This window comes from Plantactinospora sp. KBS50 (assembly GCF_002285795.1).
In the GTDB taxonomy this organism is placed as follows: Bacteria; Actinomycetota; Actinomycetes; order Mycobacteriales; family Micromonosporaceae; genus KBS50.
In genome coordinates this window covers 5,087,887-5,111,197 of sequence record NZ_CP022961.1, presented here as the reverse complement: position 1 = coordinate 5,111,197, position 23,311 = coordinate 5,087,887, and the positions used below count along the sequence as shown (strand labels likewise).

General features: G+C 74.3%; 25 protein-coding genes and 1 riboswitch. Of the genes, 12 read left to right on the top strand and 13 right to left on the bottom strand.

Annotated features, from left to right (window positions below):
* Positions 1 to 8 precede the first annotated feature (8 nt).
* Complete coding sequence (locus tag CIK06_RS21950; RefSeq protein WP_198347967.1) at positions 9 to 809, top strand: isoprenyl transferase; 801 nt, start codon at positions 9 to 11, stop codon at positions 807 to 809.
* A gap of 60 nt (positions 810 to 869) precedes the next feature.
* Here CIK06_RS21950 and CIK06_RS21945 read toward each other — a convergent pair whose 3' ends face one another.
* From CIK06_RS21945 to CIK06_RS21935, 3 genes are read right to left on the bottom strand one after another with little or no spacing between them, the layout of a single operon-like run.
* A complete protein-coding gene (locus CIK06_RS21945; protein WP_095568034.1) occupies positions 870 to 1,682 on the bottom strand; it encodes an energy-coupling factor transporter transmembrane protein EcfT in 813 nt (270 codons plus the stop codon).
* Positions 1,679 to 3,265, bottom strand: coding sequence for an ABC transporter ATP-binding protein (locus CIK06_RS21940; RefSeq protein WP_095566394.1), 1,587 nt, complete (start codon positions 3,263 to 3,265; stop codon positions 1,679 to 1,681). The genes CIK06_RS21945 and CIK06_RS21940 overlap by 4 nt, the downstream gene beginning before the upstream one ends.
* Positions 3,266 to 3,838 (bottom strand): ECF transporter S component, encoded by a 573-nt coding sequence (locus tag CIK06_RS21935; protein WP_232533789.1) that lies wholly within the window; start codon positions 3,836 to 3,838, stop codon positions 3,266 to 3,268.
* Positions 3,839 to 3,912: 74 nt separating this feature from the next.
* Positions 3,913 to 4,019: riboswitch (TPP riboswitch) on the bottom strand.
* Between the two features lie 71 nt (positions 4,020 to 4,090).
* Here CIK06_RS21935 and CIK06_RS21930 point away from each other — a divergent pair.
* From CIK06_RS21930 to CIK06_RS21915, 4 genes are all read left to right on the top strand, one after another.
* On the top strand, positions 4,091 to 4,933 hold the full coding sequence (locus tag CIK06_RS21930; protein WP_095566393.1) for an alpha/beta fold hydrolase: 843 nt from the start codon (positions 4,091 to 4,093) through the stop codon (positions 4,931 to 4,933).
* Positions 4,930 to 5,766, top strand: coding sequence for an aminoglycoside N(3)-acetyltransferase (locus CIK06_RS21925; RefSeq protein ID WP_232533788.1), 837 nt, complete (start codon positions 4,930 to 4,932; stop codon positions 5,764 to 5,766). The genes CIK06_RS21930 and CIK06_RS21925 overlap by 4 nt, the downstream gene beginning before the upstream one ends.
* Positions 5,763 to 6,275 (top strand): DUF6328 family protein, encoded by a 513-nt coding sequence (locus CIK06_RS21920; protein ID WP_095566392.1) that lies wholly within the window; start codon positions 5,763 to 5,765, stop codon positions 6,273 to 6,275. Before CIK06_RS21925 ends, CIK06_RS21920 begins: the two co-directional genes overlap by 4 nt.
* Positions 6,276 to 6,356: 81 nt before the next feature.
* Positions 6,357 to 8,387, top strand: a complete 2,031-nt coding sequence (locus CIK06_RS21915) for an acyl-CoA dehydrogenase family protein (RefSeq protein WP_095566391.1) — start codon at positions 6,357 to 6,359, stop codon at positions 8,385 to 8,387.
* A 3-nt stretch (positions 8,388 to 8,390) separates the two neighbouring features.
* On the opposite strand, the gene CIK06_RS30260 is transcribed toward CIK06_RS21915, so the two are convergent.
* The 8 genes from CIK06_RS30260 to CIK06_RS21880 form a co-directional block, all read right to left on the bottom strand.
* Complete coding sequence (locus CIK06_RS30260) at positions 8,391 to 8,561, bottom strand: hypothetical protein (RefSeq protein WP_198347966.1); 171 nt, start codon at positions 8,559 to 8,561, stop codon at positions 8,391 to 8,393.
* A 99-nt stretch (positions 8,562 to 8,660) separates the two neighbouring features.
* The gene (locus CIK06_RS21910) at positions 8,661 to 9,266 is read right to left on the bottom strand and encodes a hypothetical protein (protein WP_095566390.1); all 606 of its coding nucleotides are present in this window, start codon (positions 9,264 to 9,266) and stop codon (positions 8,661 to 8,663) included.
* A 67-nt stretch (positions 9,267 to 9,333) separates the two neighbouring features.
* Positions 9,334 to 9,750 (bottom strand): Fur family transcriptional regulator, encoded by a 417-nt coding sequence (locus tag CIK06_RS21905; RefSeq protein WP_095566389.1) that lies wholly within the window; start codon positions 9,748 to 9,750, stop codon positions 9,334 to 9,336.
* Positions 9,747 to 10,046: a metalloregulator ArsR/SmtB family transcription factor gene (locus tag CIK06_RS21900; protein ID WP_095566388.1), complete on the bottom strand. Its 300-nt coding sequence runs from the start codon at positions 10,044 to 10,046 to the stop codon at positions 9,747 to 9,749. The genes CIK06_RS21905 and CIK06_RS21900 overlap by 4 nt, the downstream gene beginning before the upstream one ends.
* A 29-nt stretch (positions 10,047 to 10,075) precedes the next feature.
* Positions 10,076 to 10,942 (bottom strand): metal ABC transporter permease, encoded by an 867-nt coding sequence (locus CIK06_RS21895; RefSeq protein ID WP_095566387.1) that lies wholly within the window; start codon positions 10,940 to 10,942, stop codon positions 10,076 to 10,078.
* Positions 10,943 to 10,970: 28 nt separating this feature from the next.
* A complete protein-coding gene (locus tag CIK06_RS21890; RefSeq protein WP_369916000.1) occupies positions 10,971 to 11,726 on the bottom strand; it encodes a metal ABC transporter ATP-binding protein in 756 nt (251 codons plus the stop codon).
* Positions 11,723 to 12,664, bottom strand: a complete 942-nt coding sequence (locus tag CIK06_RS21885; RefSeq protein ID WP_095566385.1) for a metal ABC transporter substrate-binding protein — start codon at positions 12,662 to 12,664, stop codon at positions 11,723 to 11,725. The genes CIK06_RS21890 and CIK06_RS21885 overlap by 4 nt, the downstream gene beginning before the upstream one ends.
* Before the next feature lie 61 nt (positions 12,665 to 12,725).
* Positions 12,726 to 12,986 (bottom strand): hypothetical protein, encoded by a 261-nt coding sequence (locus tag CIK06_RS21880; RefSeq protein WP_095566384.1) that lies wholly within the window; start codon positions 12,984 to 12,986, stop codon positions 12,726 to 12,728.
* An 87-nt stretch (positions 12,987 to 13,073) separates the two neighbouring features.
* On the opposite strand from CIK06_RS21880, the gene CIK06_RS21875 reads away from it, so the two are divergent.
* From CIK06_RS21875 to dusB, 4 genes are all read left to right on the top strand, one after another.
* Complete coding sequence (locus CIK06_RS21875; protein WP_095566383.1) at positions 13,074 to 13,415, top strand: antibiotic biosynthesis monooxygenase; 342 nt, start codon at positions 13,074 to 13,076, stop codon at positions 13,413 to 13,415.
* A 25-nt stretch (positions 13,416 to 13,440) separates the two neighbouring features.
* Positions 13,441 to 14,055, top strand: a complete 615-nt coding sequence (locus tag CIK06_RS21870) for a hypothetical protein (RefSeq protein WP_232533787.1) — start codon at positions 13,441 to 13,443, stop codon at positions 14,053 to 14,055.
* A 214-nt stretch (positions 14,056 to 14,269) separates the two neighbouring features.
* Entirely contained in the window at positions 14,270 to 15,649 is a 1,380-nt protein-coding gene (locus CIK06_RS21865; RefSeq protein ID WP_095566382.1) for a glycine--tRNA ligase, read from the top strand.
* 211 nt (positions 15,650 to 15,860) lie between these two features.
* A complete protein-coding gene (gene dusB, locus CIK06_RS21860) occupies positions 15,861 to 16,979 on the top strand; it encodes a tRNA dihydrouridine synthase DusB (protein WP_232534360.1) in 1,119 nt (372 codons plus the stop codon).
* A gap of 162 nt (positions 16,980 to 17,141) precedes the next feature.
* On the opposite strand, the gene CIK06_RS21855 is transcribed toward dusB, so the two are convergent.
* Positions 17,142 to 18,686 (bottom strand): M4 family metallopeptidase, encoded by a 1,545-nt coding sequence (locus CIK06_RS21855; protein WP_095566380.1) that lies wholly within the window; start codon positions 18,684 to 18,686, stop codon positions 17,142 to 17,144.
* A 214-nt stretch (positions 18,687 to 18,900) separates the two neighbouring features.
* Entirely contained in the window at positions 18,901 to 20,544 is a 1,644-nt protein-coding gene (locus CIK06_RS21850; RefSeq protein WP_095566379.1) for a beta-N-acetylhexosaminidase, read from the bottom strand.
* A gap of 290 nt (positions 20,545 to 20,834) precedes the next feature.
* On the opposite strand from CIK06_RS21850, the gene CIK06_RS21845 reads away from it, so the two are divergent.
* Genes CIK06_RS21845 through CIK06_RS21835 form a run of 3 tightly spaced genes read left to right on the top strand, consistent with a single transcriptional unit; the run spans position 20,835 to position 23,311 of the window.
* Entirely contained in the window at positions 20,835 to 21,098 is a 264-nt protein-coding gene (locus CIK06_RS21845; RefSeq protein ID WP_095566378.1) for an acyl carrier protein, read from the top strand.
* Positions 21,088 to 22,293 carry a beta-ketoacyl synthase gene (locus CIK06_RS21840; protein WP_198347965.1) on the top strand — a complete coding sequence of 402 codons (1,206 nt, stop codon included), beginning with the start codon at positions 21,088 to 21,090 and terminating at the stop codon, positions 22,291 to 22,293. Before CIK06_RS21845 ends, CIK06_RS21840 begins: the two co-directional genes overlap by 11 nt.
* Complete coding sequence (locus tag CIK06_RS21835; protein WP_095566376.1) at positions 22,283 to 23,311, top strand: beta-ketoacyl synthase N-terminal-like domain-containing protein; 1,029 nt, start codon at positions 22,283 to 22,285, stop codon at positions 23,309 to 23,311. The genes CIK06_RS21840 and CIK06_RS21835 overlap by 11 nt, the downstream gene beginning before the upstream one ends.

Here is a 23,311-nt window from a genome sequence, read left to right as displayed (position 1 = left end):
TCCGATCCATGACCCGGCGCGAGCACCGCGAGCCGGTGCCGCCCACCCCGCACCCCTCCGGCGCCCGCCCACCGGCCCTGCCGGCCGAGGCCCTGCCGCGGCACGTGGCCGTGGTGATGGACGGCAACGGCCGGTGGGCCAAGGACCGTGGCCTGCCGCGCACCAAGGGGCACGAGGCGGGGGAGTTCTCCCTCTTCGACACCATCGAGGGCGCCATCGAGCTGGGCATCCCGTACCTGTCGGCGTACGCCTTCTCCACCGAGAACTGGCGGCGGTCGCCGGACGAGGTGCGGTTCCTGATGGGGTTCAACCGCGAGGTGATCCGGCGCCGCCGCGACCAGCTCGTCGACCTCGGCGTCCGGGTGGTCTGGTCGGGCCGGACCGGGCGGCTGTGGAAGAGCGTGATCAGCGAACTCCAGACCGCCGAGGAGATGTCCCGGCAGAACTCGACGCTGACCCTCCAGTTCTGCGTCAACTACGGCGGGCAGGCCGAGATCGCCGACGCCACCGCGGCGATAGCCCGGGAGGTGGCGGCCGGCCGGCTGCATCCGGACCGGATCACCGAGAAGACCATCGCGCGGCACCTCTACCACCCCGAGGTGCCCGAGGTCGACCTGTTCCTGCGCCCGTCCGGGGAGCAGCGACTCTCCAACTTCCTGCTGTGGCAGTCCGCGTACGCCGAACTGGTGGTGCTGGACACGCTCTGGCCGGACTTCGACCGGCGGCACCTGTGGTACGCCTGCGAGCTGTACGCGCAGCGGGACCGCCGGTTCGGCGGCGCGCTGCCGAACCCGGTCCCGCCGAGCTGACCGGCGGCCCGCACACCGGCGCCGACCCGGCGGCGGGAGCGGACCACCAACCCCTGACCGCTAACCCAGCAGCGGGCGGAAGGTGCCGACCAGCACGCTCACCGTGACTGCGGCGGCGGCCAGCGCGGCGGCGCCGGCCACCAGGAACGCGTCCGCCGGCCCGAAGCGCTGCGGCCGGGCCACCGTGCGCGGGATCCTGCTGTCGAAGCCGCGTGCGTCCATCGCGACGGCCAGCCGGGTACCCCGGCGGATCGCGCCGACCAGCAGGGTGAACGCCGTGGACACGAAGAGCCGTACCCGGGCCACCGGGTTGCGCCCGGCGTCCACCCCGCGCGCCCGGCGGGCCATCGAGATCAGCTGCCACTCCGTGCCGAGCAGGGGCACCAGGCGGAACGCCGCGAGGGTGCCGATGGCGAACCGGGCCGGCGCGCGGACGTTCTGGATCAGGGCGTCGGCCAGGTCGGTCGGGTCGGTGCTGGCGAAGACCAGCACGCCGGGCAGGGCCACCGCGATCAGCCGCAGCCCGAGACCGAGCGCCGCGATCAGCACCCCGCCGGTCACCACCAGCGGGCCGAGGCGGACCAGCACCGGGCCGGACCGGTCGGCGGCGAACAGCACGAGGGTGCCGGTCAGGCCCACGACGCTGACCAGCAGCGGCCAGCCCCGCCGGACCAGGTCGGCGTAGCGCAGCCCGAACGCCGGTACGGCGGCCAGCTCGACCGCGATGGCCAGCGCCGGCGTCACCGGGTCCAGGCTGGCGACCAGGACCGCGGACAGCAGCAGGCCGGCCGCCACCTTGGCGACCGGGTTGCGCCGGGCCAGCGGGGCGGTGCGCCGGGCCGGCGTGGCCGGCGGGAGCAGCGCGGTACTCACGGCCGTACCCCCGGTTCGACCGCGGCGACCGGCGCGTCGCCGCCGGCCGGTCGGTCGCCGCCGGCCGGTGGGTCGCTGCCGGCCGCGGGCCGGGTCCCGGCCGGTGCGCCGGCCGCCGGTGACCCCAGCGGTACGCACCGGTCGGCCAGCGCCGTGACGAAGTCCGGGTCGTGGGTCACCGTGACGATGCCGTGCCCGTCGTCGCGCAGCTCCGCGAGCAGGTCGACCAGTTCCAGCCAGGTACGCCGGTCCTGCCCGAAGGTCGGTTCGTCGCAGATCAGCAACCGGGGCGCGGTGGCCAGGGCGGTGGCGACGCTCAGCCGCCGCGCCTCGCCGCCGGAGAGCGTGTACGGGTTGGCGCCCGCGAGCCGGTCCAGGCGCAGCCGGTCCAGCAGGTCGGCCACGGTGGCCCGGACCGCCGCCTCGGACCGGCCGGTGCGGCGCGGCCCGAGGGCCAGTTCGGCGGCGACCGAGCCGGTGACGAACTGGTGCTCCGGGTTCTGGAACACCGAGCCGATCCGCCGGGCCAGCACCGGCGCCGGCCAGCGGTGCGGCTGTGTCGAGATGCCGCGGCGCGGCTGTGCCGTCGTGCCGCGGTCCGGCGGTGGCCCGGTCAGGGCGGGACCGGCCGTCAGCCGGCCGGCGCCGGGCCGCAGCAGCCCGCCCAGCAGCAGCGCCAGCGTCGACTTTCCCGAGCCGTTGCGGCCGAGCACCGCGAGCGCCTCGCCGGCCCGGACGGTGAGATCCACCGGCGGCAGCCGGCCGGGTACGCCCAGCCCGTCGGCGGTCAGCAGCGGTTCGCCGGCGCCACCGCGGGATCTGCGGTCCGGTATCCCGTGTCCGGGTACCCACACGCCGGCCGCGGCCAACCCGTCGCCGTACCGGTCGAAGACCGCCCCGGGCGGCCCGTCGGCCCGGATGCCGCCGCCGGCGGCCAGCACCACCACCCGGTCGACAAGCGGAAGCGCCTCGGCGACCCGGTGCTCCACCAGGATCAGCGCGGTGTCCGGGCGGTGCGCGGCGGCCACCGCCCGGCGGACCAGATCCGCCCCGGCCGGATCGAGGTTGGCGGTCGGTTCGTCCAGCAGGAGCAGGCCGGGGCGCAGCGCGAGCGCGCCGGCCAGCGCCAGCCGCTGCTGCTGGCCGCCGGAGAGGGCGGCGGTGGACCGGTCGTGGCCGTACGGGAAGCCGACCCGGTGCAGCGCCTCGGTCACCCGCGGCCAGATCTGCGCCGCCGGCACGCCACGATTTTCCAGTCCGAACGCGACGTCGTCGCCGGCCCGGCTCAGGACGAGCTGGGTCTGCGGGTCCTGGAACACGATGCCGACCCGGTCGCGGGCGTCCGCCGGGTCGAGCCCACCGACCCGGACGGTGCCCTCCGGCTCGCCGGAGTCGGCGGCGAGCAGCCCGGCGAGCGCGGCCAGCAGGGTGCTCTTGCCCGCCCCCGACTCGCCGAGCAGCAGCACCCGCTCACCGGCCTCGATCCGCAGGTCGACACCGCGTACCGCCCAGGCCCGGCGGCCGGCGTGCCGCCAGCCGAACCCGCGCAGCTCGACGGCCGCGGCCCCCGCTGTGCCGAGCACTCAGACCGCGGCCTGTTCGCGTCCGGCCGGGAACCGGTCCAGCACCCCGGTGTCGGCCAGCGCCCGGGTCAGGGCCACGGCGCCGAAGCCGGCGACCACGACCGAGCTGAGCACGGTGAGCGCCAGGTACGGGATGCCGAAGCTGCCCCACGCGGTGCCCGGGTACCAGACGAACAGGTCGTAGAGCGATGCCGCGAACCCGGCCAGGGCGGCCGAGAGCAGCGCCACGGGCAGCCGGTAGACCCGGTAGCCGAACAGCGCGAACGCCAGCTCACCGGCGGCGGCCTCCAGCGGACCCTGCACCACCAGCGTCCAGCCCCAATTGGTGCCGAGCGCCACCGAGACCAGCGCGGCCACGGTCAGCGTGAAGAAGGCCGCGCCCGGCTTGCGGATCACCAGCGCGCCGAGCACGGCGGGCACCAGCCAGACGCCGTAGAGCAGCGCCCGGCCGGGCAGCGGGATGGCGTCCGCCGGCCCGTTCCAGAGCAGCCCCCAGGCCCAGAAGACGATGCCGAACGCGACGCCGAGCACCGCGGCGACGACGATGTCCACGGTGCGCCAACGGTTTGTCACGATGTTGCCTCCCAGTTCGTCGGAACCAGGAGAAGACGCACGCCGCGTCCCGGGCTGGCCCGGTCCGCGGCGCGGCTGGAGATCGACCGAACTCCCTGCGCTGGCATTACCCAGATCAGGTTCGAGGGTCTGCGGGCATCGGCCCGCACTCTCAGCGCTGTGCGCTCCCCTGTCGGATGTGAAGTTGTCTCGTTGACGCTAGCACCCGGTGACCTGCGGCGGAAGGAAGGGACCCTTGTTACGCTCCGCACCGTGCGTTCCGACCCGCCGGTTCTCCGCCTCGACGCCCGCGGCCTCACCTTCGACGTGTACGCCGGTGGCCCCGCCGCCGGGGAACCGGTGCTGTTGCTGCACGGCTTCCCGCAGCACAGTGGGGAGTGGGCCGGCGTGACGCCCCGGCTGCACGCCGCCGGGCTGCGCACGTACGCGCTCGACCAGCGCGGCTATTCCCCGGGTGCCCGGCCGCCGGCGGTGGCGGACTACCGGCTGTCCGAGTGCGTGGCCGACGCGGTGGCGGTGCTGGACGGCCTCGACGTGCCGGCCGCGCACGTGGTCGCGCACGACTGGGGCGCCATGGTGGCCTGGCACCTCGCGGCCCGGCATCCCGAGCGGGTGCGCAGCCTCACGGCGGTGTCGGTGCCGCATCCGGCCGCCTACGGGCACGCGCTGGCCACCGACCGGGTGCAGCGACTGCGCTCGTCGTACATGGCGTTGTTCCGCCGGCCGGGCCGCGCCGAGGACGTGCTGCTGGCGCTGGACGCCGTGGCGCTGCGCGCCATGCTGACCGGCGTCGGCCGGGACCGGGTCGAGACGTACGCCGGGCCGATGCGCGACCGGGCGGCGTTGACGGCCGCGCTGAACTGGTACCGGGCGATGTCCCGGGCCGACGTGACCGTCGGGCCGGTGACCGTGCCGACGACGTACGTCTGGAGCCGCCGCGACCTGGCCGTCGGCCGGACGGCCGCGATGGCCTGCGCGCAGCACGTCACCGGGGCGTACCGGCTGGTGGAGTTGCCCGGTGTCACGCACTGGATCCCGGACGCGGCGCCCGGTCCGCTGGCCGAGGCGATCCTGGCGCGGGTCGGCGCCGGGTGACCGCCGAGAGCGCCGGCACGCCCGGCCCGGCGGTCGCCGGCCAGACGGTGCCGCACACCCGCGCGAGCCTCGCGGCGGACCTGCGCGAACTGGGCGTACGCCGCGGATCGGTGCTGCTGGTGCACGCCTCGCTGCGGGCGCTGGGGTACGTCTGCGGCGGGCCGCACGCGGTGGCGCTGGCGCTGCGCGACGTGCTCGGCCCGGACGGCACCCTGGTGGTGCCCACGCACACCGCGGACAACTCGGATCCCGCGCAGTGGCGCAACCCGCCGGTGCCCGAGCACTGGTGGCCGATCATCCGGGGCGAGTCGCCGGGCTTCGACCCGGCGGTGACCCCGAGCACCTTCATGGGCGCGCTGGCCGAACTGGTCCGCAACCTGCCCGGCGCCCGGCGCAGCGACCACCCGCACGTCTCGTTCGCGGCCGTCGGCCCGGAGGCCGAGGGCATCGTCGCGGGGCACGCCCTGGTCGACATGCTGGGCGAGGAGTCCCCGCTGGCCCGGCTCTACGAGCGGTCGGCGGACGTGCTGCTGCTGGGCGTGGGGCACGACTCGAACACGTCGCTGCACCTGGCCGAGTACCGGCGGCCGGATCCGCCCCGGGAGCGGCTGGGCGCCGCGGTGCTCACCGGCGCCGGGGACCGGCGCTGGGTGTGGTGGACCGACGTGGTGCTGGACTCGGACGTGTTCCCGGGGATCGGTGCGGAGTTGGAGGCCGCCGGCCGGGTCCGGATCGGACGGGTGGGCGCCGGTCCGGCCCGGCTGATGGACCAGCGGACCGCCGTCGACTTCGCGCAGCGCTGGCTGACCGCGGCGGTCCGGAGGTCGGGGTGAGCCGGGAGAGCGAGCGGGAGCGCTGGCAGCGCAACTTCGCGGACCTGTTGCAGGAGTTGCGGGTCGCGCAGACCGGCGTGCAGATCCTGTTCGCGTTCCTGCTGACGCTGCCGTTCAGCGCCGGCTTCGAGCGGACCACGGAGTTGCAACGGGACGTCTACATCGTCGCCCTGCTCGCCGCCTCCGCGGCGGCGGCGCTGATCATCGCGCCGGTGGCGTTCCACCGCGCGCTGTTCCGGCAGGGGCGTAAGCCCGAACTCGTCCGGTACGCGCACCGGATGGCCACCTGGGGTCTGGCGCTCATGCTGGTGGCGATGGTCAGCTCGGTGTTCCTGATCACCGATTTTCTGCTGGATCAGGCCGTCGCGGCGGTGCTGTCCGGTGTCGCCGCGGTGTGGTTCGTGACGTTCTGGATCGCGATGCCGCTGATCCGGCACCGCTGGGTGGACGAGGACACCGACGAGGAGTCCGCCGACGAGCAGGAGGGGGCGCGACCGGGGCCGGCATGACTGACCCTACCGATGGGTAGGACTCGGGGGTAACGTCGGTGAGAACCGGTCCGCCGTACCCGAACAGGCAAGGAGGCCACCATGACGACGACGCAGAACCGCGGTCCGGCGCCAGGTGGCTCCGACGGCGGGCCGCCGGCCCCCGACGGCCCGGAGGGCGCCGCCGCGGCGACCCCGGCGGCCGCCGGCCCCATGCCGGCGGAGGCCGGCCAGGTCTCCGAGCGGGAGGCCCGGCAGGTGGCCGAGGCGGCCCGGGAGACCGAGTGGGGCAAGCCCAGCTTCAGCAAGGAGCTCTTCCTCGGCCGGTTCCGGCTCGACCTCATCGACCCCTGGCCCGGCGCCGACCAGGAGCCGTCACCGGTGGCCACCGAGTTCGTCGAGAAGCTGCGCGACTACCTGCGGTCCGAGGTGGACGGCCGGCAGATCGAGCGGGACGCGCGGATTCCCGACGAGGTCTTCCGCGGGCTGGCCCGGCTCGGCGCCTTCGGCATGAAGGTGGACCCCGGGTACGGCGGGCTCGGTCTATCCAACCTGGACTACTGCCGGGCGCTGATGCTGGTCGGCTCGTCCAGCCCGGCGATCTCGGCGCTGTTGTCGGCGCACCAGTCGATCGGGGTGCCGCAGCCGCTCAAGCTGTTCGGCACCGACGAGCAGAAGCGGCGCTACCTGCCCCGGCTCGCCGGCGGCGAGGTGTCGGCGTTCCTGCTCACCGAGCCGGACGTCGGCTCCGACCCGGCCCGGCTGGCCACCACCGCCGAGCCGACCGAGGACGGCAGCGGCTACCGGCTCAACGGCGTCAAGCTGTGGGCCACCAACGGCACCGTGGCGACGCTGCTCGTGGTGATGGCCCGGGTGCCCGCCGCCGAGGGACGGCGCGGCGGGATCACCGCCTTCGTGGTCGAGGGCGACGCGCCCGGGATCACGGTGGAACGGCGCAACGAGTTCCTGGGCCTGCGCGGCCTGGAGAACAGCGTCACCCGGTTCCACGACGTGATCGTGCCCGCGGAGAACGTCATCGGCGGCGAGGGCAAGGGCCTGAAGATCGCGTTGACCACGCTGAACACCGGCCGGCTGTCGTTGCCGGCGATGTGCGTGGGCGCCGGCAAGTGGTCGCTGAACGTCGCCCGGCGCTGGGCCGCCGACCGGGTGCAGTGGGGCCGGCCGGTGGGCGAGCACGAGGCCGTCACGACCAAGCTGGCGTTCATGGCCGCCACCACCTACGGCATGGAGTCCATGCTGCAGCTGTGCTGCCGGCTCGCCGACGACGACCGGAACGACATCCGGATCGAGGCGGCGCTGGTGAAGCTGTACGCCAGCGAGATGGCCTGGAAGGTCGTCGACGAGCTGGTGCAGATCCGGGGTGGCCGGGGCTACGAGACCGCCGACTCGCTGGCCGCCCGCGGCGAGCGGCCGGTCGAGGTCGAGCAGATCCTGCGGGACCTGCGGATCAACCGCATCTTCGAGGGCTCGACCGAGATCATGCACCTGATGATCGCCCGGGAGGCGGTGGACGCGCACCTGTCGGTGGCCGGCGACATCATCGACCCGGACGCCGGGCTGAGCCGCAAGGCCCGGGCCGGTGCCCGCGCCGGGGCGTTCTACGCGAGCTGGTTGCCGACCCTGGCGGTCGGTCGGGGGCAGAACCCGGCCGCGTACGCCGAGTTCGGCCCGTTGGCCGGGCACCTGCGCTACGTCGAGCGCGCCTCCCGGAAGCTGGCCCGGTCGACCTTCTACGCGATGTCCCGCTGGCAGGGCAGGATGGAGCGCAAGCAGGCGTTCCTCGGCCGGATCGTGGACATCGGCGCGGAGCTGTTCGCGATCTCGGCGGCCTGCGTGCGGGCGCAGGCGCAGCGGGACGAGCAGCCGGCGGGCGTGGAGCTGGCCGACCTGTTCAGCCGGCAGGCCCGGTTGCGGATCGAGGCCCTGTTCGGGGCGCTCTGGGAGAACACCGACCCGGTCGACAACGTCGCGGCGCGGCGGATCCTGGCCGGCCGGTACGCGTTCCTGGAGGACGGCGTCTTCACGCCCGAGGACGACCGGCCCTGGGTGGCCGGTTGGGAGCCCGGCGAGTCCACCGTCGAGGACGTCCGCCGCCGCATCCCGCCCGGGTGAGCGTCACCGGCGACTGACCGCCCAGGCGAGCAGGGCCGCGATGAGCACCCCGTTGAGCACGAGCAGGCCCAGGTAGCCCGCCTGCGGGATGCGCCGTCCCCGCCGGACGAGCACGAACAGCCCGACGGCGTAGCCGAGCATGAGCAGACCGATGATCCCGAGTACGTAGGGCACGAGCTGACACCCTATCGGTCGGGTCCGGACAACCGCTGCTCATCGCGCCCCGGGCGGTTCCGGTGGCGGCGGGGCGTGCCGGCGCGGGCCGCCGCGGCATCAGCGTGTCCCGCGCAGGCCCAGCCGGCGCAGTTCCAGCGCGGCGAGCGCCTCCAGGGCCGCGTCGTCGCCGCGCCGCCAGGCCGCGGTCACGTCGGGATCGATCCGGGCCAGCCGGCGCAGCGGCTGGTTGGTCAGCGCCCGCAGCGCGAGCAGGTCGCGGCCGGCCGGTACGGCGCGCAGTCCGGCGGCCGCACTGGCCCGGCGGATCCAGCGCACCCGCAGCGGCAGCCAGCCGAACAGCACCAGCCCGATCGGGAAGATCAGGACCGCGATGGTCAGCGCCAGGGCCAGCTTGCCGACCAGTTGCTGCTGGTCGCGGCCGGCCTCGGCGACGGACTGGGCCGCCGTGGCGGCCTTCTGGAACGGCGCGGTCAGCTCGTCGCCGACGATCGGGACCCGGCCGACCTTGCCGCCGGCGTCGGCCAGGTTGCCGGCCAGCCCGGTCCCCGCCCCCTCCAGCTTCCGACCCGGTACGGCGAGCCTCTCCACCAGCTCGTGCAGCCAGAGCGCGAACCGGACACTGACGTAGACCCACGCGACGACGAGCAGGTCGGTGAGAAGTTGGCGGAGCGCGGCAGGAAAACGGTCGGCGTAAATCTTCACGCGCACAGCGTCGCACGCACCGTCGTACCCGGCACGGTTCGCGCGTCCCGCCGCCGCTACGGCGGGCTCAGCCGGCGCAGGACGGGCAGTTGCCGAAGATCTCCAGCGTGTGGCTGACGTCCGAGAACCCGTGCTTGGCGGCCACCCGGTCGGCCCAGTTCTCCACGGCCGGCCCCTCGACCTCGACGGTACGGCCGCAGCCGCGGCAGACGAGATGGTGGTGGTGGCCCTGGCTGCACCGGCGGTAGAGATGCTCCCCACCCGGCGGGCGCATCACGTCCACCTCGCCGCTGTCGGCCAGACTCTGCAGGGTGCGGTAGACGGTGGTCAGGCCGATCCGGTCACCCCGCTCGCGCAGCATGGCGTGCAGGTCCTGGGCGCTGTGGAAGCCGCTGACCTCGTCGAGCAGCGCGCTGACCGCGCTGCGCTGGCGGGTGTTGCGGACCACCCCGCCCTCGGAGACCTGCCGGTCGGTGCTCGTCATGATGCCTCCCCCGCGTGGCTCACCGCGTCCGCGACGATGTGCGCGATGTGCTCGTCGACGAGCGAGTACGCGATCTCCCGGCCGCGCCGGGAGCCGCGCACCACCCCGGCGCCCCGCAGCACCCGCAGGTGCTGGGAGACCAGGGGTTGTGCGGCGCCGAGCCGGTCCACCAGTTCGTGCACGCACCGCTCGCCGACCGCGAGTTCGGTCACGATGGCGAGCCTGATCGGTGCCGCCAGCGCACGCAGGAGCTCGCCGGCTCCCTCGTACGCCTCGTACGCAGCCCTGTCGGTCACACCGTAACGATAATCGGTGTCGGCGGAACTCACCCGTGCAGGACGACCTCGGGCGGCTCGGCCGGCGCCGTCGGCTCGACGGCCGGCCGCCGGCGGACCCGGTGCCGCACCGCCCCGGCGGCCCCGAGCAGCGCGAACACCGCGATGGCGAGCACCACGATGGTGGCGCCCGGCGCGGTGTTCGCGGTGCCGGCGATCCACACCCCGGCCCCGGCGGAGGCCAGCCCGATCACCATGGCCGCGCTCATGGTGCTGCGGAACCCCCGGGTGAGCTGCTGCGCGGCCGCGACCGGCACCACCATCAGCGCGCTGATCAGCAACACCCCCACGGCGCGCATGGCGATGGTGACGGTGACCGCCGTGGTCACCGCGAGCAGCAGGTTGAGGGCCCGGACGGGCAGCCCGGAGACCCGGGCGTACTCCTCGTCGTGGCAGATCGCGAACAGCGCCGGGCGCAGCGCGAGCATCGACACCAGCACCAGCAGGCCGAGCACCGCGATGGTGACCAGGTCGGCCCGGGAGGTGGTGGTCAGGGAGCCGAACAGGTACGCGCCGAGGTTGGTGGTCCGGCCGGAGAGCCCGACCAGCACCACGCCGCCGGCGATGCCGCCGTAGAAGAGCACGGCCAGCGCCATGTCCCCGGAGGTCCGGCCGCGCTCCCGGATCAGCTCGACGGCGACCGCGCCGAGCACGGCCACGATCACCGCCACCAGCACCGGTGACCGGTTGAGCAGCAACCCGGCACCGACGCCGGTGAGCGCCACGTGCCCGATGCCGTCGCCGATCAGCGCCAGCCGGCGCTGGACCAGGTAGGTGCCCAGGGCCGGCGCGGCCAGCCCGATCAGCAGGGCACCCACGAGGGCGCGCAGCATGAATTCGTACGCGAACAGGCTCATCTGGGCTCCGACCCCCCGCAGCGTTCGGTCATGCGGACCACACTCCCGCCGGTTCGTCGGGGCCGTGCGGGTGGACGTGGTCGTGGTCGTCGGACGCGTGGTGCCCGGCCGGTTCCGGGACCGGTCCGTCGTGCGCGATCCGGCCGCCGTGCACGACCAGCGCGCGGTCGATCAGCGGGCGCAGCGGCCCGAGTTCGTGCGCGACCAGCAGGACGCTGCCGCCCCGGCCCACGAAACCGCCCAGCGCCTCGGCGAACGCCTGCTGGCTGGCCGCGTCCACCCCCGCGGTCGGCTCGTCCAGGATCAGCAGCTCGGGCTTTCCGGCCAGCGCCCGGGCGATGAGCGTGCGCTGCTGCTGGCCGCCGGAGAGCGTGGTGACCGGATCGCCGGCCCGGTCGGCGAGGCCGACCGCCCGCAGCGCCTCGGCCACCGCGGCCCGGTCGGCGGCGCCCGGCGGGCGCAGGATGCCGCGCCGGGCCAGCCGGCCGGCGCCGACCACCTCGGCCACGGTGGCCGGTACGCCGCTGCCGGCGCCCAGCCGCTGCGGCACGTACCCGACCCGGGCCCACTGCCGGAACCGGCGCTGCGGCACGCCGAACAGCTCGACCGAGCCGCTGAGCAGCGGGACCAGCCCGAGGACCGCGCGGATCAGGGTGGACTTGCCGGAGCCGTTGGCGCCGAGCACCGCGACCACCTCGCCGGCGGCCACGGTGCAGGACACGTCCCGCAGCACGGTGCGCTCGCCGTAGCCGACGGCGGCGTGCCGGACGGACACGACGTTCATGAGCACCCCAGGGCGGTACGCAGTGCGGCCAGGTTGGCGCGCATGACGGTCAGGTAGTCGCCGGTCGCGTCCGGCTGCTGCCCCTCGATCGGGTCCAGGACGGCGGTACGGGCGCCGACCTCGTGCGCGATGGTCCGGGCGACCTTGGGGCTGACCAGCGTCTCGAAGAAGATCGTAGTGGCTCCGTGCGCCTGCGCCTCCTCGGCGACGGCAGCGAGCCGCCGCGGTGCCGGTTCCTGCTCGGGGGTCAGCCCGGCGATGCCCACCTGCTCCAACCCGTACCGGGCGGCCAGGTAGCCGAAGGCCTCGTGGCTGGTCACCAGCTCGCGGCGCTGGCAGGTCCGCAGCCCGTCCGCGTACTCCCGGTCCAGGGCGTCGAGGTCGGCCCGCAGGTCGCGGGCGCGGGCGGCGTAGCCGGCGGCGTGCTGCGGGTCGATCGCGGCGAGCCGCCGGGCCAGCGAGTCGGCGATGGTGGCCAGCCGGGTCGGGTCGAGCCAGACGTGCGGGTCCTTGCCGTCGATCCCCTCGTGCTCGTGTGCGACGGCCAGGTCGGCGCCGTCCTCGTGGTCGGCCGCGACGTCCCGCAGCGGCTCGACGGTGGCCACGTCGAAGGCCCGGTCGGCGGCGTTCTGCGCGACCGCCTCGTCGACGGTGGGCTGGAAGCCGCGCAGGTAGACGACGAGTTCGGCGTCCACGACGGTGGCCACCTGGCGGGGGGTGAGTTCGAGGTCGTGCGGTTCGGCGCCCGGTTGGGCCAGCGCGGTGACCCGGACCTCGTCGCCGCCGACCCGCTCGGCGACGAACTGCAACGGGTAGAACGCGGCGGCCACGTCCACGTGCTCGGGGTCGCGGTCCCCGGCGTCGCAGCCGGCGACCGTGGTGAGCCCCGCCAGCAGCGCGGCGGTGGCGGTCAGGGTCCAGACGCGGGTACGGGCCATGCGTCAACTCTGCGTGATAATGACAATGATTGTCAAAAACGCATGAGTGTATGGGACGGGCTCAGGCGAAGATCTTCAGCAGTGCGACCGTCAGCAGCAGGGTCAGCACCACCAGCCGCAACGCCCGGGTGGCCGGCGGCTGCACCGGCCAGGTGGTCGCCAGCAGCGTGAGCAGGCCGGCGGCGAGCGCCAGCAGCAGTCCGCCGCCCACGATGCCCGGGGCGAACAGGCCGACCAGCACGAGCGCCAGGGTGACCAGGAACACGGTGGTGGGGTTCACCCGGGAGATCCGGGCCAGGAACGGCGGCTGCGTAGGCTGCACGGGTCGATCCTAGTCGCCGGGACCGGCGCACCGCTGGCCGGAACGCCGTGGCCAGCGGCTCCGCCGTTCCACCCGCTGGAGGTACGGGTGCTCGTCACAAACCGCTTCCTGATCGAGGAAGAAGCCGCGGAGCCGTTCACCGGACGGGCGCACGCGGCGCTGGCCGCGCTGGCCGCCCGGCCCGGCTACCGCCGCGGGCAGCTCCTGCGGGCGCTGGACGACCCGCGGCACTGGTGCCTGGTGACCGAGTGGGAGTCGGTCGGCAGCTACCGGCGGGCGCTCGGCGCGTTCGACGTGAAGATCGCCGCCGTGCCGCTGCTCGCCGAGTCGCTGGACGAGCCGTCCGCGTACGAGTCCCTGGCCAGCGCCGAGCCGGACGGCGAGGTCGTGATCACGCACAGTGATCGTGCGGGGAATCCGCATCGCTGAGCGGTAGGGCACTACCCTTGCGGTCATGACCGTTTCCGGACCGGGCGGCCCGGCGATGCCGACCGGGCACGACGTACCCGTGCCGTCCGGTGCCCCGGCGCAGGGTCACGGCGCCATCGGGCCGCAACCGGCGCAGCCGGCGCCACCGGCCCCGGGCGCGGGCGTACCCGGTCCGCCGCCCGGTCCCGGCGCCACTCCGCCGTTCGCGGCGCCACCCACCGAGGGCCGTTCGGTCCGGGTCTGGCTCGGGCTCGGCGTCGGCGCCCTCGCGGCGCTGGTCTGCTGCGGCGGTGGCGGTGCCGCGCTGGTCGGGCTGGTCGTCTCCGGCACCCAGGCGCTGAACGAGCAGGCCAGGGTCGTGGTCAACGACTACCTCCAGGCCGTGCGGGACAAGGAGTTCGACAAGGCGTACGGCCTGCTCTGCGACGCCGACCAGCGCCGGGAGACACCGGAGGAGTTCTCCGCGCGGCTGGCCACCGAGCCGGACATCACCACGTACCACGTGGGCAACGCCACCAGCCCGCCGGACGTCACGGTCCCGGTCACCGTGACCTACGCCACCGGCGACCAGCGCAGCGAACAGGTCGAACTCGCCCAGGACAGCAGCACCGGCCGGTTCGAGGTCTGCGGGATCGCCTAGCGCGTGTCCCCGCGACCCGCCGCCCGGGTGACCCGTGGCCGGTCGGTCCCGGCCGGACGGGTAATCTGCTGGCCGCGGGTCCAGCGGCGGTCGTACCGTGAATATGCCGTTGATCGGTGCATTTCCGACCCGGTGCATTCCTGACCCGCTGCTCTCCCGACCGTTCCCTTTCCGACCCGTCCCCGCCGACCGCCAGTCGGCGTAGGAGGTAGCCATGCCGGCCGACCGTATCGATGCCGTTGTCAGCCTCGCCAAGCGGCGAGGCTTCGTCTACCCGTCCAGCGAGATCTACGGCGGCACCCGCTCGGCGTGGGACTACGGCCCGCTCGGCGTGGAACTCAAGGAGAACGTCCGCCGGCAGTGGTGGCGGACGATGGTCCAGCAGCGCGACGACGTGGTCGGCATCGATTCCGCGGTGATCCTGGCCCGCCAGGTCTGGGAGGCGTCGGGCCACATCGAGGAGTTCGTCGATCCGCTGACCGAGTGCCAGTCCTGCCACAAGCGGTTCCGGGCCGACCACCTGGAGGAGGCGTTCCAGGAGAAGCACGGCCGCCCGCCCGCGTCGCTCACCGAGATCAACTGCCCGAACTGCGGCGCGAAGGCCTCGTTCACCGCCCCCCGCATGTTCAACGGCCTGATGAAGACCTTCCTGGGCCCGGTGGAGAGCGAGGAAGGGCTGCACTACCTGCGGCCGGAGACCGCCCAGGGCATCTTCGTCAACTACAACAACGTGGCCACCTCGGCCCGCAAGAAGCCGCCGTTCGGCATCGCCCAGGTCGGCAAGTCGTTCCGGAACGAGATCACCCCCGGCAACTTCATCTTCCGCACCCGCGAGTTCGAGCAGATGGAGATGGAGTTCTTCGTCGAGCCCGGCACCGACGAGCAGTGGCACGAGTACTGGCTGCAGGAGCGCTGGAACTGGTACATCGACCTGGGGCTGTCCGAGGCCAACCTGCGCTTCTTCGAGCACCCGGCGGAGAAGCGGTCGCACTACTCCACCCGGACGGTGGACATCGAGTACCGGTTCCGGTTCGGCGGCACCGAGTTCGCCGAGCTGGAGGGCATCGCCAACCGGACCGACTACGACCTGGGCACGCACAGCAAGCACTCCGGGGTCGACCTGTCGTACTTCGACCAGGACAAGGGCAGCCGCTGGATGCCGTACGTGATCGAGCCGGCGGCCGGCCTGACCCGGGCGGTGCTGGCGTTCCTGCTTGAGGCGTACGACGAGGACGAGGCGCCGAACACCAAGGGCGGGGTGGACAAGCGGACCGTGCTGCGCTTCGACCCCCGGCTGGCCCCGATCAAGGTGGCGGTGCTGCCGCTGTCCCGCAACGAGGCGCTGTCGCCGAAGGCCAAGGGGCTCGCCGCCGACCTGCGCCGGCGGTGGAACGTGGAGTTCGACGACTCGCAGGCGATCGGCCGCCGGTACCGGCGGCAGGACGAGATCGGCACGCCGTTCTGCGTCACTGTCGACTTCGACACCCTGGACGACAACGCCGTGACCATCCGCAACCGGGACACCATGGGCCAGGAGCGGATCTCGCTGGACCGGGTCGAGACGTACCTGATCGAGCGCCTTCCCGGCTGCTGAGGCCACTCGGCCGGTTCGCCTCAGGGCGCAACGCCGATCCACCACGGGCGTACCACCGGGTGGCCGGCTGCCCGATGACGTGCTGGTCGTCACGGCCATCGACGTATTCGGCTGACGCGCGCGGCGGTCCATCCCGCGGCGTGTCATTCTCGGAGGCGTGACCTTGCGGTTGGGAACGTACGCGGTTGATCCGCCGGTGGTGCTCGCGCCGATGGCCGGCATCACCAACGTGGCGTTCCGGCAACTGTGCCGGGAGCAGGGCGGCGGCATCTACGTCTGCGAGATGATCACCACGCGGGCGCTGGTGGAGCGCAACCCGAAGACGCTGCGCATGATCGCGTTCGGCGGCGACGAGCGGCCGCGCAGCCTCCAGCTCTACGGCACCGATCCGGAGGTCACGGCCGCGGCCGTGCGGATGGTGGTGCAGGAGGGCCTGGCCGACCACATCGACCTCAACTTCGGGTGCCCGGTGCCCAAGGTCACCCGCAAGGGCGGTGGCGCGGCGCTGCCCTGGCGGCGCCGGCTCTTCGCCCGGCTGGTCGGGGCGGCCGTCGGGGCCGCGGCGCCCGCCGGGGTCCCGGTCACGGTCAAGATGCGCAAGGGCATCGACGACGACCACCTGACGTACGTCGAGGCCGGGCTCGCCGCCCAGGACGCCGGGGTGGCGGCGGTGGCGCTGCACGGTCGCACGGCGGCGCAGCGCTACTCCGGCAAGGCCGACTGGGACGCGATCGGCGCCCTCAAGCAGGCGCTCGACGTGCCGGTGCTGGGCAACGGCGACATCTGGGAGGCCGACGACGCGCTGCGGATGGTGACGCACACCGGCGTCGACGGTGTGGTGGTGGGGCGCGGCTGTCTGGGCCGGCCGTGGCTGTTCGCCGACCTCGCGGCGGCGTTCGCCGGCCGGCCGCAGCGGCGGCTGCCGACGCTGGGCGAGGTGGCCGTCACCATGCGCCGGCACGCCGAGCTGCTGGTCGCGGCGTTCACGCCGAGCGGGGACGAGGCGGCGCAACCGCGCGGCGCCGGCCGGGCGGCGGACCCGGAGCGGGACGGCTGCACCGACTTCCGCAAGCACGTGGCGTGGTATCTCAAGGGCTTCCCGGTGGGTGGCGAGCTGCGCCGCGGGCTGGCCATGGTGAGCAGCCTGGCGGAGCTGGACGACCTGCTGGGCCGGTTGGATCCGGCCGAGCCGTTCCCGCTGGACGCGCTCGGCCAGCCGCGCGGCCGGACCAACGCGCCCGGCAAGGTCTTCCTGCCCGACGGCTGGCTCGCGGACCGGGACAGCGCCGAGGTGCCGGCCGGCGCCGAGCTGGCCGACTCCGGGGGCTGACCGCGGCTGACCGGCGGCGCGGCGGAAGCGGTGCCTGACCGGTGCCAGCGGCCCGGCGGCCCGGCGGCCCGGCGGTCCGGCTGTTCGGCGGTCCGGTGTCCGGGAACGCGGAAGGGGACCCCTGCCGCTTGCGGGCGGTGACAGGGGTCCCCTCCGGTCAGCTCAGCTGACGCTGACCGCGGACCAGGCCGCGGCCACGGTGTTGTACTCGGTGCTGCCCGAGCCGTAGAGGTCACGGGCGGCGTTCAGGGTCGCCGTGCGCGCGTCGGAGTACTTCGAGGTGCTGGTCATGTAGACCGTGAGCGCGCGGTACCAGATGGCGCCGGCCTTGGCGTTGCCGATGCCGGTGATCGTGCTGCTGTTGCAGGTCGGGCTGTTGCCCCAGGTGGAGGCGCCACTGCCGACGGCCAGCAGGTAGAAGAAGTGGTTCGCCACGCCGGAGGAGTAGTGCACGTCCCGGAAGCGCAGCAGGGCCGACCAGCAGTCCGCCGACGAACCGTCCTTGGACGGCTTGTCCATGTACCGCAGCGGTACGCCGCTGGAGCGCAGCTTCTCGCCGATGAGGTAGTCGCCCGGGTCGTTCGGGTTGTTCGCGTAGAACTCCACCAGGGTGCCGAAGATGTCGCTGGTGGCCTCGTTGAGGCCGCCCGACTCGCCGATGTAGCGCAGCCCGGCGGTGTTGCTGGTGACGCCGTGGCTCATCTCGTGCCCGGCCACGTCCAGCGAGGTCAGCGGGTACCAACCGGAGCTGCCGTCGCCGTAGGTCATGCAGAAGCAGGAGTCGTCCCAGAACGCGTTGGCGTAGTTGCTGCTGTAGTGGACCCGGCTGTACGCGCCGACCCCGTCGTTGCGGATGCCCAGCCGGCCGAACGTGTTCTTGTAGAAGTCCCAGGTCTCCTGCGCGCCGTACGCGGCGTCGGCGGCGGCGGTGGCCGAGTTGCTCAGGGTGCCGTCGCCGAAGACGTTGGTGCTGGAGGTGACCAGCGTGCCGGTGCCGCTGGTGGCGCCGTTGAGGCTGTACGTCCGGTGCCCGCCCCGGGTGGCGTCGGCGAGCTGGTACGTGGAGCCGGACGCCGTGCTGCCGACGGTGACGGTTCCGGAGTGGAAGGTGTTGCCGACGCCGTCGGTCTGGACGGCGTCCCAGGACTCGCGCACCGCGCCCGTGGTCGCGTCCACCAGGACGTGCAGCCGGCTCGGGGTGCTGTCGGCCTGGATGCCGGAGACCACGACCTCGTAGGCCCGGGCCGGCACGCCGTCCCCGGCGTCGATGACGAGCTGGGAGCCGGCGACGGTCTTCGCGGTGGCGGTGGAGGCGGCCAGCGCGGTCGCCGCGGCGGCGTCGGCGCTGATGCCGTTGCGCCGGGCGGCCGTCGCGATCGCGGCGGCCGGTGCGGCGGTCCGGGTCTGGCTGACGCCGCGCCAGGTGTTGCCCGCACCGACGTGCACCACCAGGTCGCCGCCGAGCACCGGCAGGCCCTGGTAGTAGCGGTGCATCCGGACGTGCTGGGTGCCGTCGGCGTCGGTGCTGACGTTCTTCAGCGTGAAGCTCTGGCCGGCGCCGAAATGTGTGGCGCCGGCATGGCTTTTGAGCTGCCCGAGGGCCCGGCTGAACGGGTCGGTGGGCGCCGCGTTGGCGGCGGTGGCACCGAGGGCGACGACGAGTGTGGTTGTGGTCAACACACCCAGGGAGATGGGAATTCGGCGCATGAAGTGCCTCCATCTGGCAGATGACGGACCCGGTAGGGTCCGCGCGCCCGTTGGGGGTTAACGGACGTTCATTATTCTGCATGCGTCGATGAAGGAAGAAAATGGTTGTTCGAGGAAACTAGTTGCGGTATATGCGCACGCCCCGCCGGCTCGGTCGTCCGCCAGTTCGGCACCCCGCCGGTCCGGCACCCCGCCGGTTCGGTGGGGTGCCGGTTCAGCGGGTTGCCGGGTCGCCCGGTCGGCGGGCGGCCGGGACCGCCGGGGCCGTCGGTGTCGCCGGGGCCGTCGGTGTCGCCGGCGCCGGCCAGGGGACCTGCGCCGAGGCGTGGAAGGTGATCCCGGCGGCCCGCCAGCCGGGCGCCTGGGCGGCGAGCCGGCGCCGGAAGCCGGCCCAGTCCCGGCGGCCCGGCGCGGACCAGCCCAGCTCGGCGATCGCGGGCAGCCGCGGGAACGTCAGGTACTCGATCTCCGCGGAGGTGGTCACGGTCTCGGTCCACAGCGGCGCCTCGACGCCGAGCACCCGGTCCGCCGGTACGCCGTCGAGGTGGTCGGCCGGCTCCCAGTCGTACGCCTGGCGTACCTCGATCCGGCCGGCCCACTCCTTGCCCAGCCGGGTCGCGGCGGTGTACTTCATGTCCAGGTACGTGCGGTCGGCGGGGGAGAGCAGCACCTGCGCGCCGCGCCGCACCGCCTCCGCCACCCCGGCGTCCTGCCGGGCGGTGCCCCAGTAGTGCAGCACCCGGCCCTGGACGTGCGCGGTCGGGGCGATCTGGTGCCAGCCGAGCACCCGCTTGCCGGTGGCCGCGATGATCCGCTGGGCGCGGTCCATGAACCGGGCGTACGGGTCGGGCGCCAGGGTGAACGCCTCGTCGCCGCCGAGGTGCAGGAACGGCCCGGGGGTGAGGTCGGCCAGCTCGCCGAACACGTCGGCCAGGAAGGCGTACGTCCGGTCCTGGTCGATGGCCAGCGCGCTGAACCCCACGTCCGTGCCCGCGTACGGGCCGGGCGCGACGCCGCCGGGCGCGAGTTGCGGGTACGCGACCAGTGCGGCGTTCGTGTGCCCGGGTACGTCGATCTCCGGCACCACGGTCATCTGCCGGCTGGCCGCGTGTTCGACGATCCGCCGGTAGTCCTGCTTCGAGTAGTGGCCGCCCGGCCCGCCGCCGACCTGGCCCGCCCCGCCGACCTGCGTCAGCAGCGGCCAGGACTCGATGGCGATCCGCCAGCCCTGGTCGTCGGTCAGGTGCAGGTGCAGGTGGTTGATCTTGTATTGGGCGAGCTGGTCGACGTACCGGCAGACCGCGTCGACGTCGAAGAAGTGCCGTGCCACGTCCAGCATGGCGCCCCGGTAGGCGTACCGGGGGTGGTCCACGATCCGCCCGGCCGGCACCAGCCAGGGGCCGGGACCGGGCGTGCCGGCGGCCACGGCCGGCGGAAGCAGTTGGCGCAGGGTCTGCACCCCGTAGAACAGCCCGGCGACGGTCCGGGCCCGGATGGCGACGCCGTCCGTGGTCACGTCGAGCTGGTAGCCCTCGGCCCCGCCGCCCTCGGGCTCGGTGGCCTCGGGGGTGAGCAGCAGGCTGATGTCCCCCTCGGCGCCGGCGGCGCCGGCCGGGGCGACCGGGCAGGGATATCCGGTCGGGCCGCGCAGCAGCTCGGCGAGCTGCCCGGCCACCGCCAGCGGGCCGGGCTCGGGAGTGGCCCGGACGGTGGTCTCCGGGCTCAGCCGGTAGGTGACACCCGGTAGCGGCTCCACCCGGACCGGTGCCGGGATCACGGCGCCGAGCCGGGCCGACACCGCCGCGTCGTGCGGGGGCGACGCGGGAGCGGCTTCGGTGGGTACGAGGCTCACGGCCATCACTTCCTGCTGGGCAACCGGAGCCGGGGCGGCTCCGCGGTAGGGGTCTCCAGGCTAGCCAACCTGCGCGGACTCTGCATGGAAGCGCTCCCATACGGTCGCCGGCGATCGATGGATCTGCCGCCGGCCAGATCTCCCGCCGGCGGCAGGTCGGTCAGTCGCGTCGGCTATCCCGGAATGTCGTCTCGGGCACCGATCAATTCTCGGCGTGTCGACCGTTGGCAAAATGCATTTCGACCGTGGAAAATCCATGGCGAGCCACGGGTGGGTCGACAAGGAGCGAGCGGGAAATGCAGCAGCGGAGCAACGAGATGACCGCCACCGACCTGCGTGAACTGGCCGCAGAGGCGTTCGAGGTGGAACCCGGGGAGATTACCGGGGGAGCGGGCTTCTACGCGGATCTGGGGATAGATTCGCTCCAGAAGATTGAATTCGTGGTGCAGCTTGAGCGACGATTCGGAATAAGATTCACAGATTCTGAAGCCGCCGGATTGAATGATTTCACGGACGTGCTGACCGTGCTGCGTGCCCGCGGGGTCGACCTTGCCGACTGACCAACCCCGGGTCGCGGTCACCGGCCTCGGCGCGGTCTCCGCGGCCGGTCTCGGCGCCGACCGGCTGTGGGCGGCGGTCCGCGCCGGCCGCGTGCTCACCGGCCCGGTGACCCGGTTCGACCTGTCCCGCTATCCGACCCGGCGGGCCGGCCAGGTGCCGGACGACGCGGTGCCGGCGCTGGACGCGATGGTGCCGCCGCACCGGTCGCGGGCGGCCCGCTACCTCGCTGCCGCCGTCCGGGAGGCGCTGGCCGACGCGGATCCGCCGCCCGAGGCCACGCTGGGGCTCTACGTCGGCAGCGTGATGGCCACCCGGCCCACCCTGGACGCCGGGATCGGACCGGCCGGGCTCGCGGTACCGGACCGGTGCTGGGCCGACCCGGCCGGCCTGCTCGGCCCGGTACGGGCGGTGCTGGGCCGGCCCGGTCCCGTCCTGCTGCTCGCCTCGGGCTGCTCGGCCGGCAACGGCGCGATCGCCGCCGGCTACCGGGCGGTGCTGGCCGGCGAGGTGGACGTGGCGGTCTGCGCCGGCGTGGAGGAGCTGTCGCTGGAGATCTTCGCGATGTTCACCGCGCTGCGGGCGCTCGCCCCCGACGTGGTCCGGCCGTTCGACGCCGACCGCCGGGGCACGATGCCGGCCGAGGGGGCCGGGGTGGTGATCCTCGAACGGGCGGACCGGTGCGCGGCCCGGGGCGTCCGGCCCCGGGCCGCGGTGCTGGCCTGCGCGTCCGCCGCCGACGGGCACCACATGACCCAGCCACACCCCGAGGGGACGGCCCTGGTCGCGACGTTGCAGGCGGTGCTGGACGACGCGGGCGTGGAGCCGGACGACCTGGACTGGGTGTGCGCGCACGGCACCGGGACACCGGCCAACGACGGGGTGGAGGCGCGGGCCGTGCTGAAGGTCCTGGCCGGCCGGCGCCGTCCGGCGGTCTCCTCGGTGAAGGGCCAGCTCGGGCACGCGGCGGGCGCCGCCGCGGCGCTGGAGGCGGTGCTCGCGGTCCGGGCGCTGGCCGACGGCGTGATCCCGGGGAACGTCACGCTGCGCCGCCCCGACCCGGCCGCCGACGGGCTCGACCTGGTGCCGGCCGAGGGCCGCCGGCAGCCGGTGTCGCTGGTGGCCAGCCCCGGCTACGGCTTCGGTGGCGGGGTGACCACGCTGCTGCTGGGCAGGGGGGATCGGGATGGACATTGACGTCTGCGGCCTCGGGCTGCGGCTGCCCGGGGTGACCGGGCCGGCCGACCTGGTCCGGCAGCTCACCGGCGCCGCACCGGTACCCGGCGGGGTGCGCACGCTGGCGGCGCCCGGCACCGACCTGGCGCCGGTGTCGCGCTGGACACCCGTCCCGGTGCAGGTGCGGCTGCCCGACCGGCTGCCGACGCGCGGGCTGCGCAACTGGCCGCACGAGTCGCTGCTGGCACTCGCGGCGGCGGCCGAGGCCACCGCCGCGGCGCGGTGGCCGGGCGAGGCGTCCGGCGCGGTGCTGTGGGCCAGCTCCACCGCCGGCCTGGCCGAGTACGCGGCCATCTGCACCGACGCCGCCCTGCTCGACCCGGGGCTGACCAGCCCCGTCCGCGCGCCGCTGTCCGCGTTCAACGGCCCGGCCTCGACCGTCTCGATCCGGCTCGGCCTCACCGGGCCGACGGAGACGGTGATCGGCGGGGTCACCGCCGGGATGTCCGCGGTGCTGGAGGCGGTCCGGTTCCTGCGGGCGGGGGCCGGCCGGGCGGTGGCGGGCGGATCCGCGTCGATCAGCCGGTGGAGCGTGCCGGACGGCGGCGGGGCCCCGGCCGGAGCGCCGCCGGCCGAGGGGGCGGCCTGCCTGGCGCTGGAGCGCCGGGACCGGGCCGCCGGCCGGGGCCGGGCGACCGGGGCGCCGCTGCTGCGGGCGGTCCGGCGGTTCGGCTTCACCGGCCCGGACGACCTGGCCACCCGGCTGGCGGCGGTGGCCGGCCCGCAGGCGGCGGCGCCGGCCGTGACGGTGGTGTCCGCGGCCGACCCGGCGATCGTCGACGCGTTGCCCGGCCCGGCCGGCCGGGCGTACCACCTGGAGCGCCGGCTGGGCGACTTCGGCGCGGCCGGCGGACTGCTGGCGGTGGCCGCGGCCGTGGCGGCCTGCGGTGGCGCGGACGGCCCGGCGACGGCCCGCGCGGTGGCGATCGAGCCGGGTACCGCGGCGGTCGTGGAGGTGGCCCGTGCGCACGAGGAGTGA

Excerpts from the sequence above, each read along its gene's own strand:
- CIK06_RS21950 (WP_198347967.1), top strand. The coding sequence starts at position 9 with ATGACCCGGCGCGAGCACCGCGAGCCGGTGCCGCCCACCCCGCACCCC.
- CIK06_RS21915 (WP_095566391.1), top strand. The coding sequence starts at position 6,357 with ATGACGACGACGCAGAACCGCGGTCCGGCGCCAGGTGGCTCCGACGGC.
- CIK06_RS21905 (WP_095566389.1), bottom strand. The coding sequence starts at position 9,750 with ATGACGAGCACCGACCGGCAGGTCTCCGAGGGCGGGGTGGTCCGCAAC.
- CIK06_RS21895 (WP_095566387.1), bottom strand. The coding sequence starts at position 10,942 with ATGAGCCTGTTCGCGTACGAATTCATGCTGCGCGCCCTCGTGGGTGCC.
- CIK06_RS21890 (WP_369916000.1), bottom strand. The coding sequence starts at position 11,726 with ATGAACGTCGTGTCCGTCCGGCACGCCGCCGTCGGCTACGGCGAGCGC.
- CIK06_RS21885 (WP_095566385.1), bottom strand. The coding sequence starts at position 12,664 with ATGGCCCGTACCCGCGTCTGGACCCTGACCGCCACCGCCGCGCTGCTG.
- CIK06_RS21870 (WP_232533787.1), top strand. The coding sequence starts at position 13,441 with ATGACCGTTTCCGGACCGGGCGGCCCGGCGATGCCGACCGGGCACGAC.
- CIK06_RS21865 (WP_095566382.1), top strand. The coding sequence starts at position 14,270 with ATGCCGGCCGACCGTATCGATGCCGTTGTCAGCCTCGCCAAGCGGCGA.
- dusB (WP_232534360.1), top strand. The coding sequence starts at position 15,861 with ATGGCCGGCATCACCAACGTGGCGTTCCGGCAACTGTGCCGGGAGCAG.
- CIK06_RS21855 (WP_095566380.1), bottom strand. The coding sequence starts at position 18,686 with ATGCGCCGAATTCCCATCTCCCTGGGTGTGTTGACCACAACCACACTC.
- CIK06_RS21850 (WP_095566379.1), bottom strand. The coding sequence starts at position 20,544 with ATGGCCGTGAGCCTCGTACCCACCGAAGCCGCTCCCGCGTCGCCCCCG.
- CIK06_RS21845 (WP_095566378.1), top strand. The coding sequence starts at position 20,835 with ATGCAGCAGCGGAGCAACGAGATGACCGCCACCGACCTGCGTGAACTG.
- CIK06_RS21835 (WP_095566376.1), top strand. The coding sequence starts at position 22,283 with ATGGACATTGACGTCTGCGGCCTCGGGCTGCGGCTGCCCGGGGTGACC.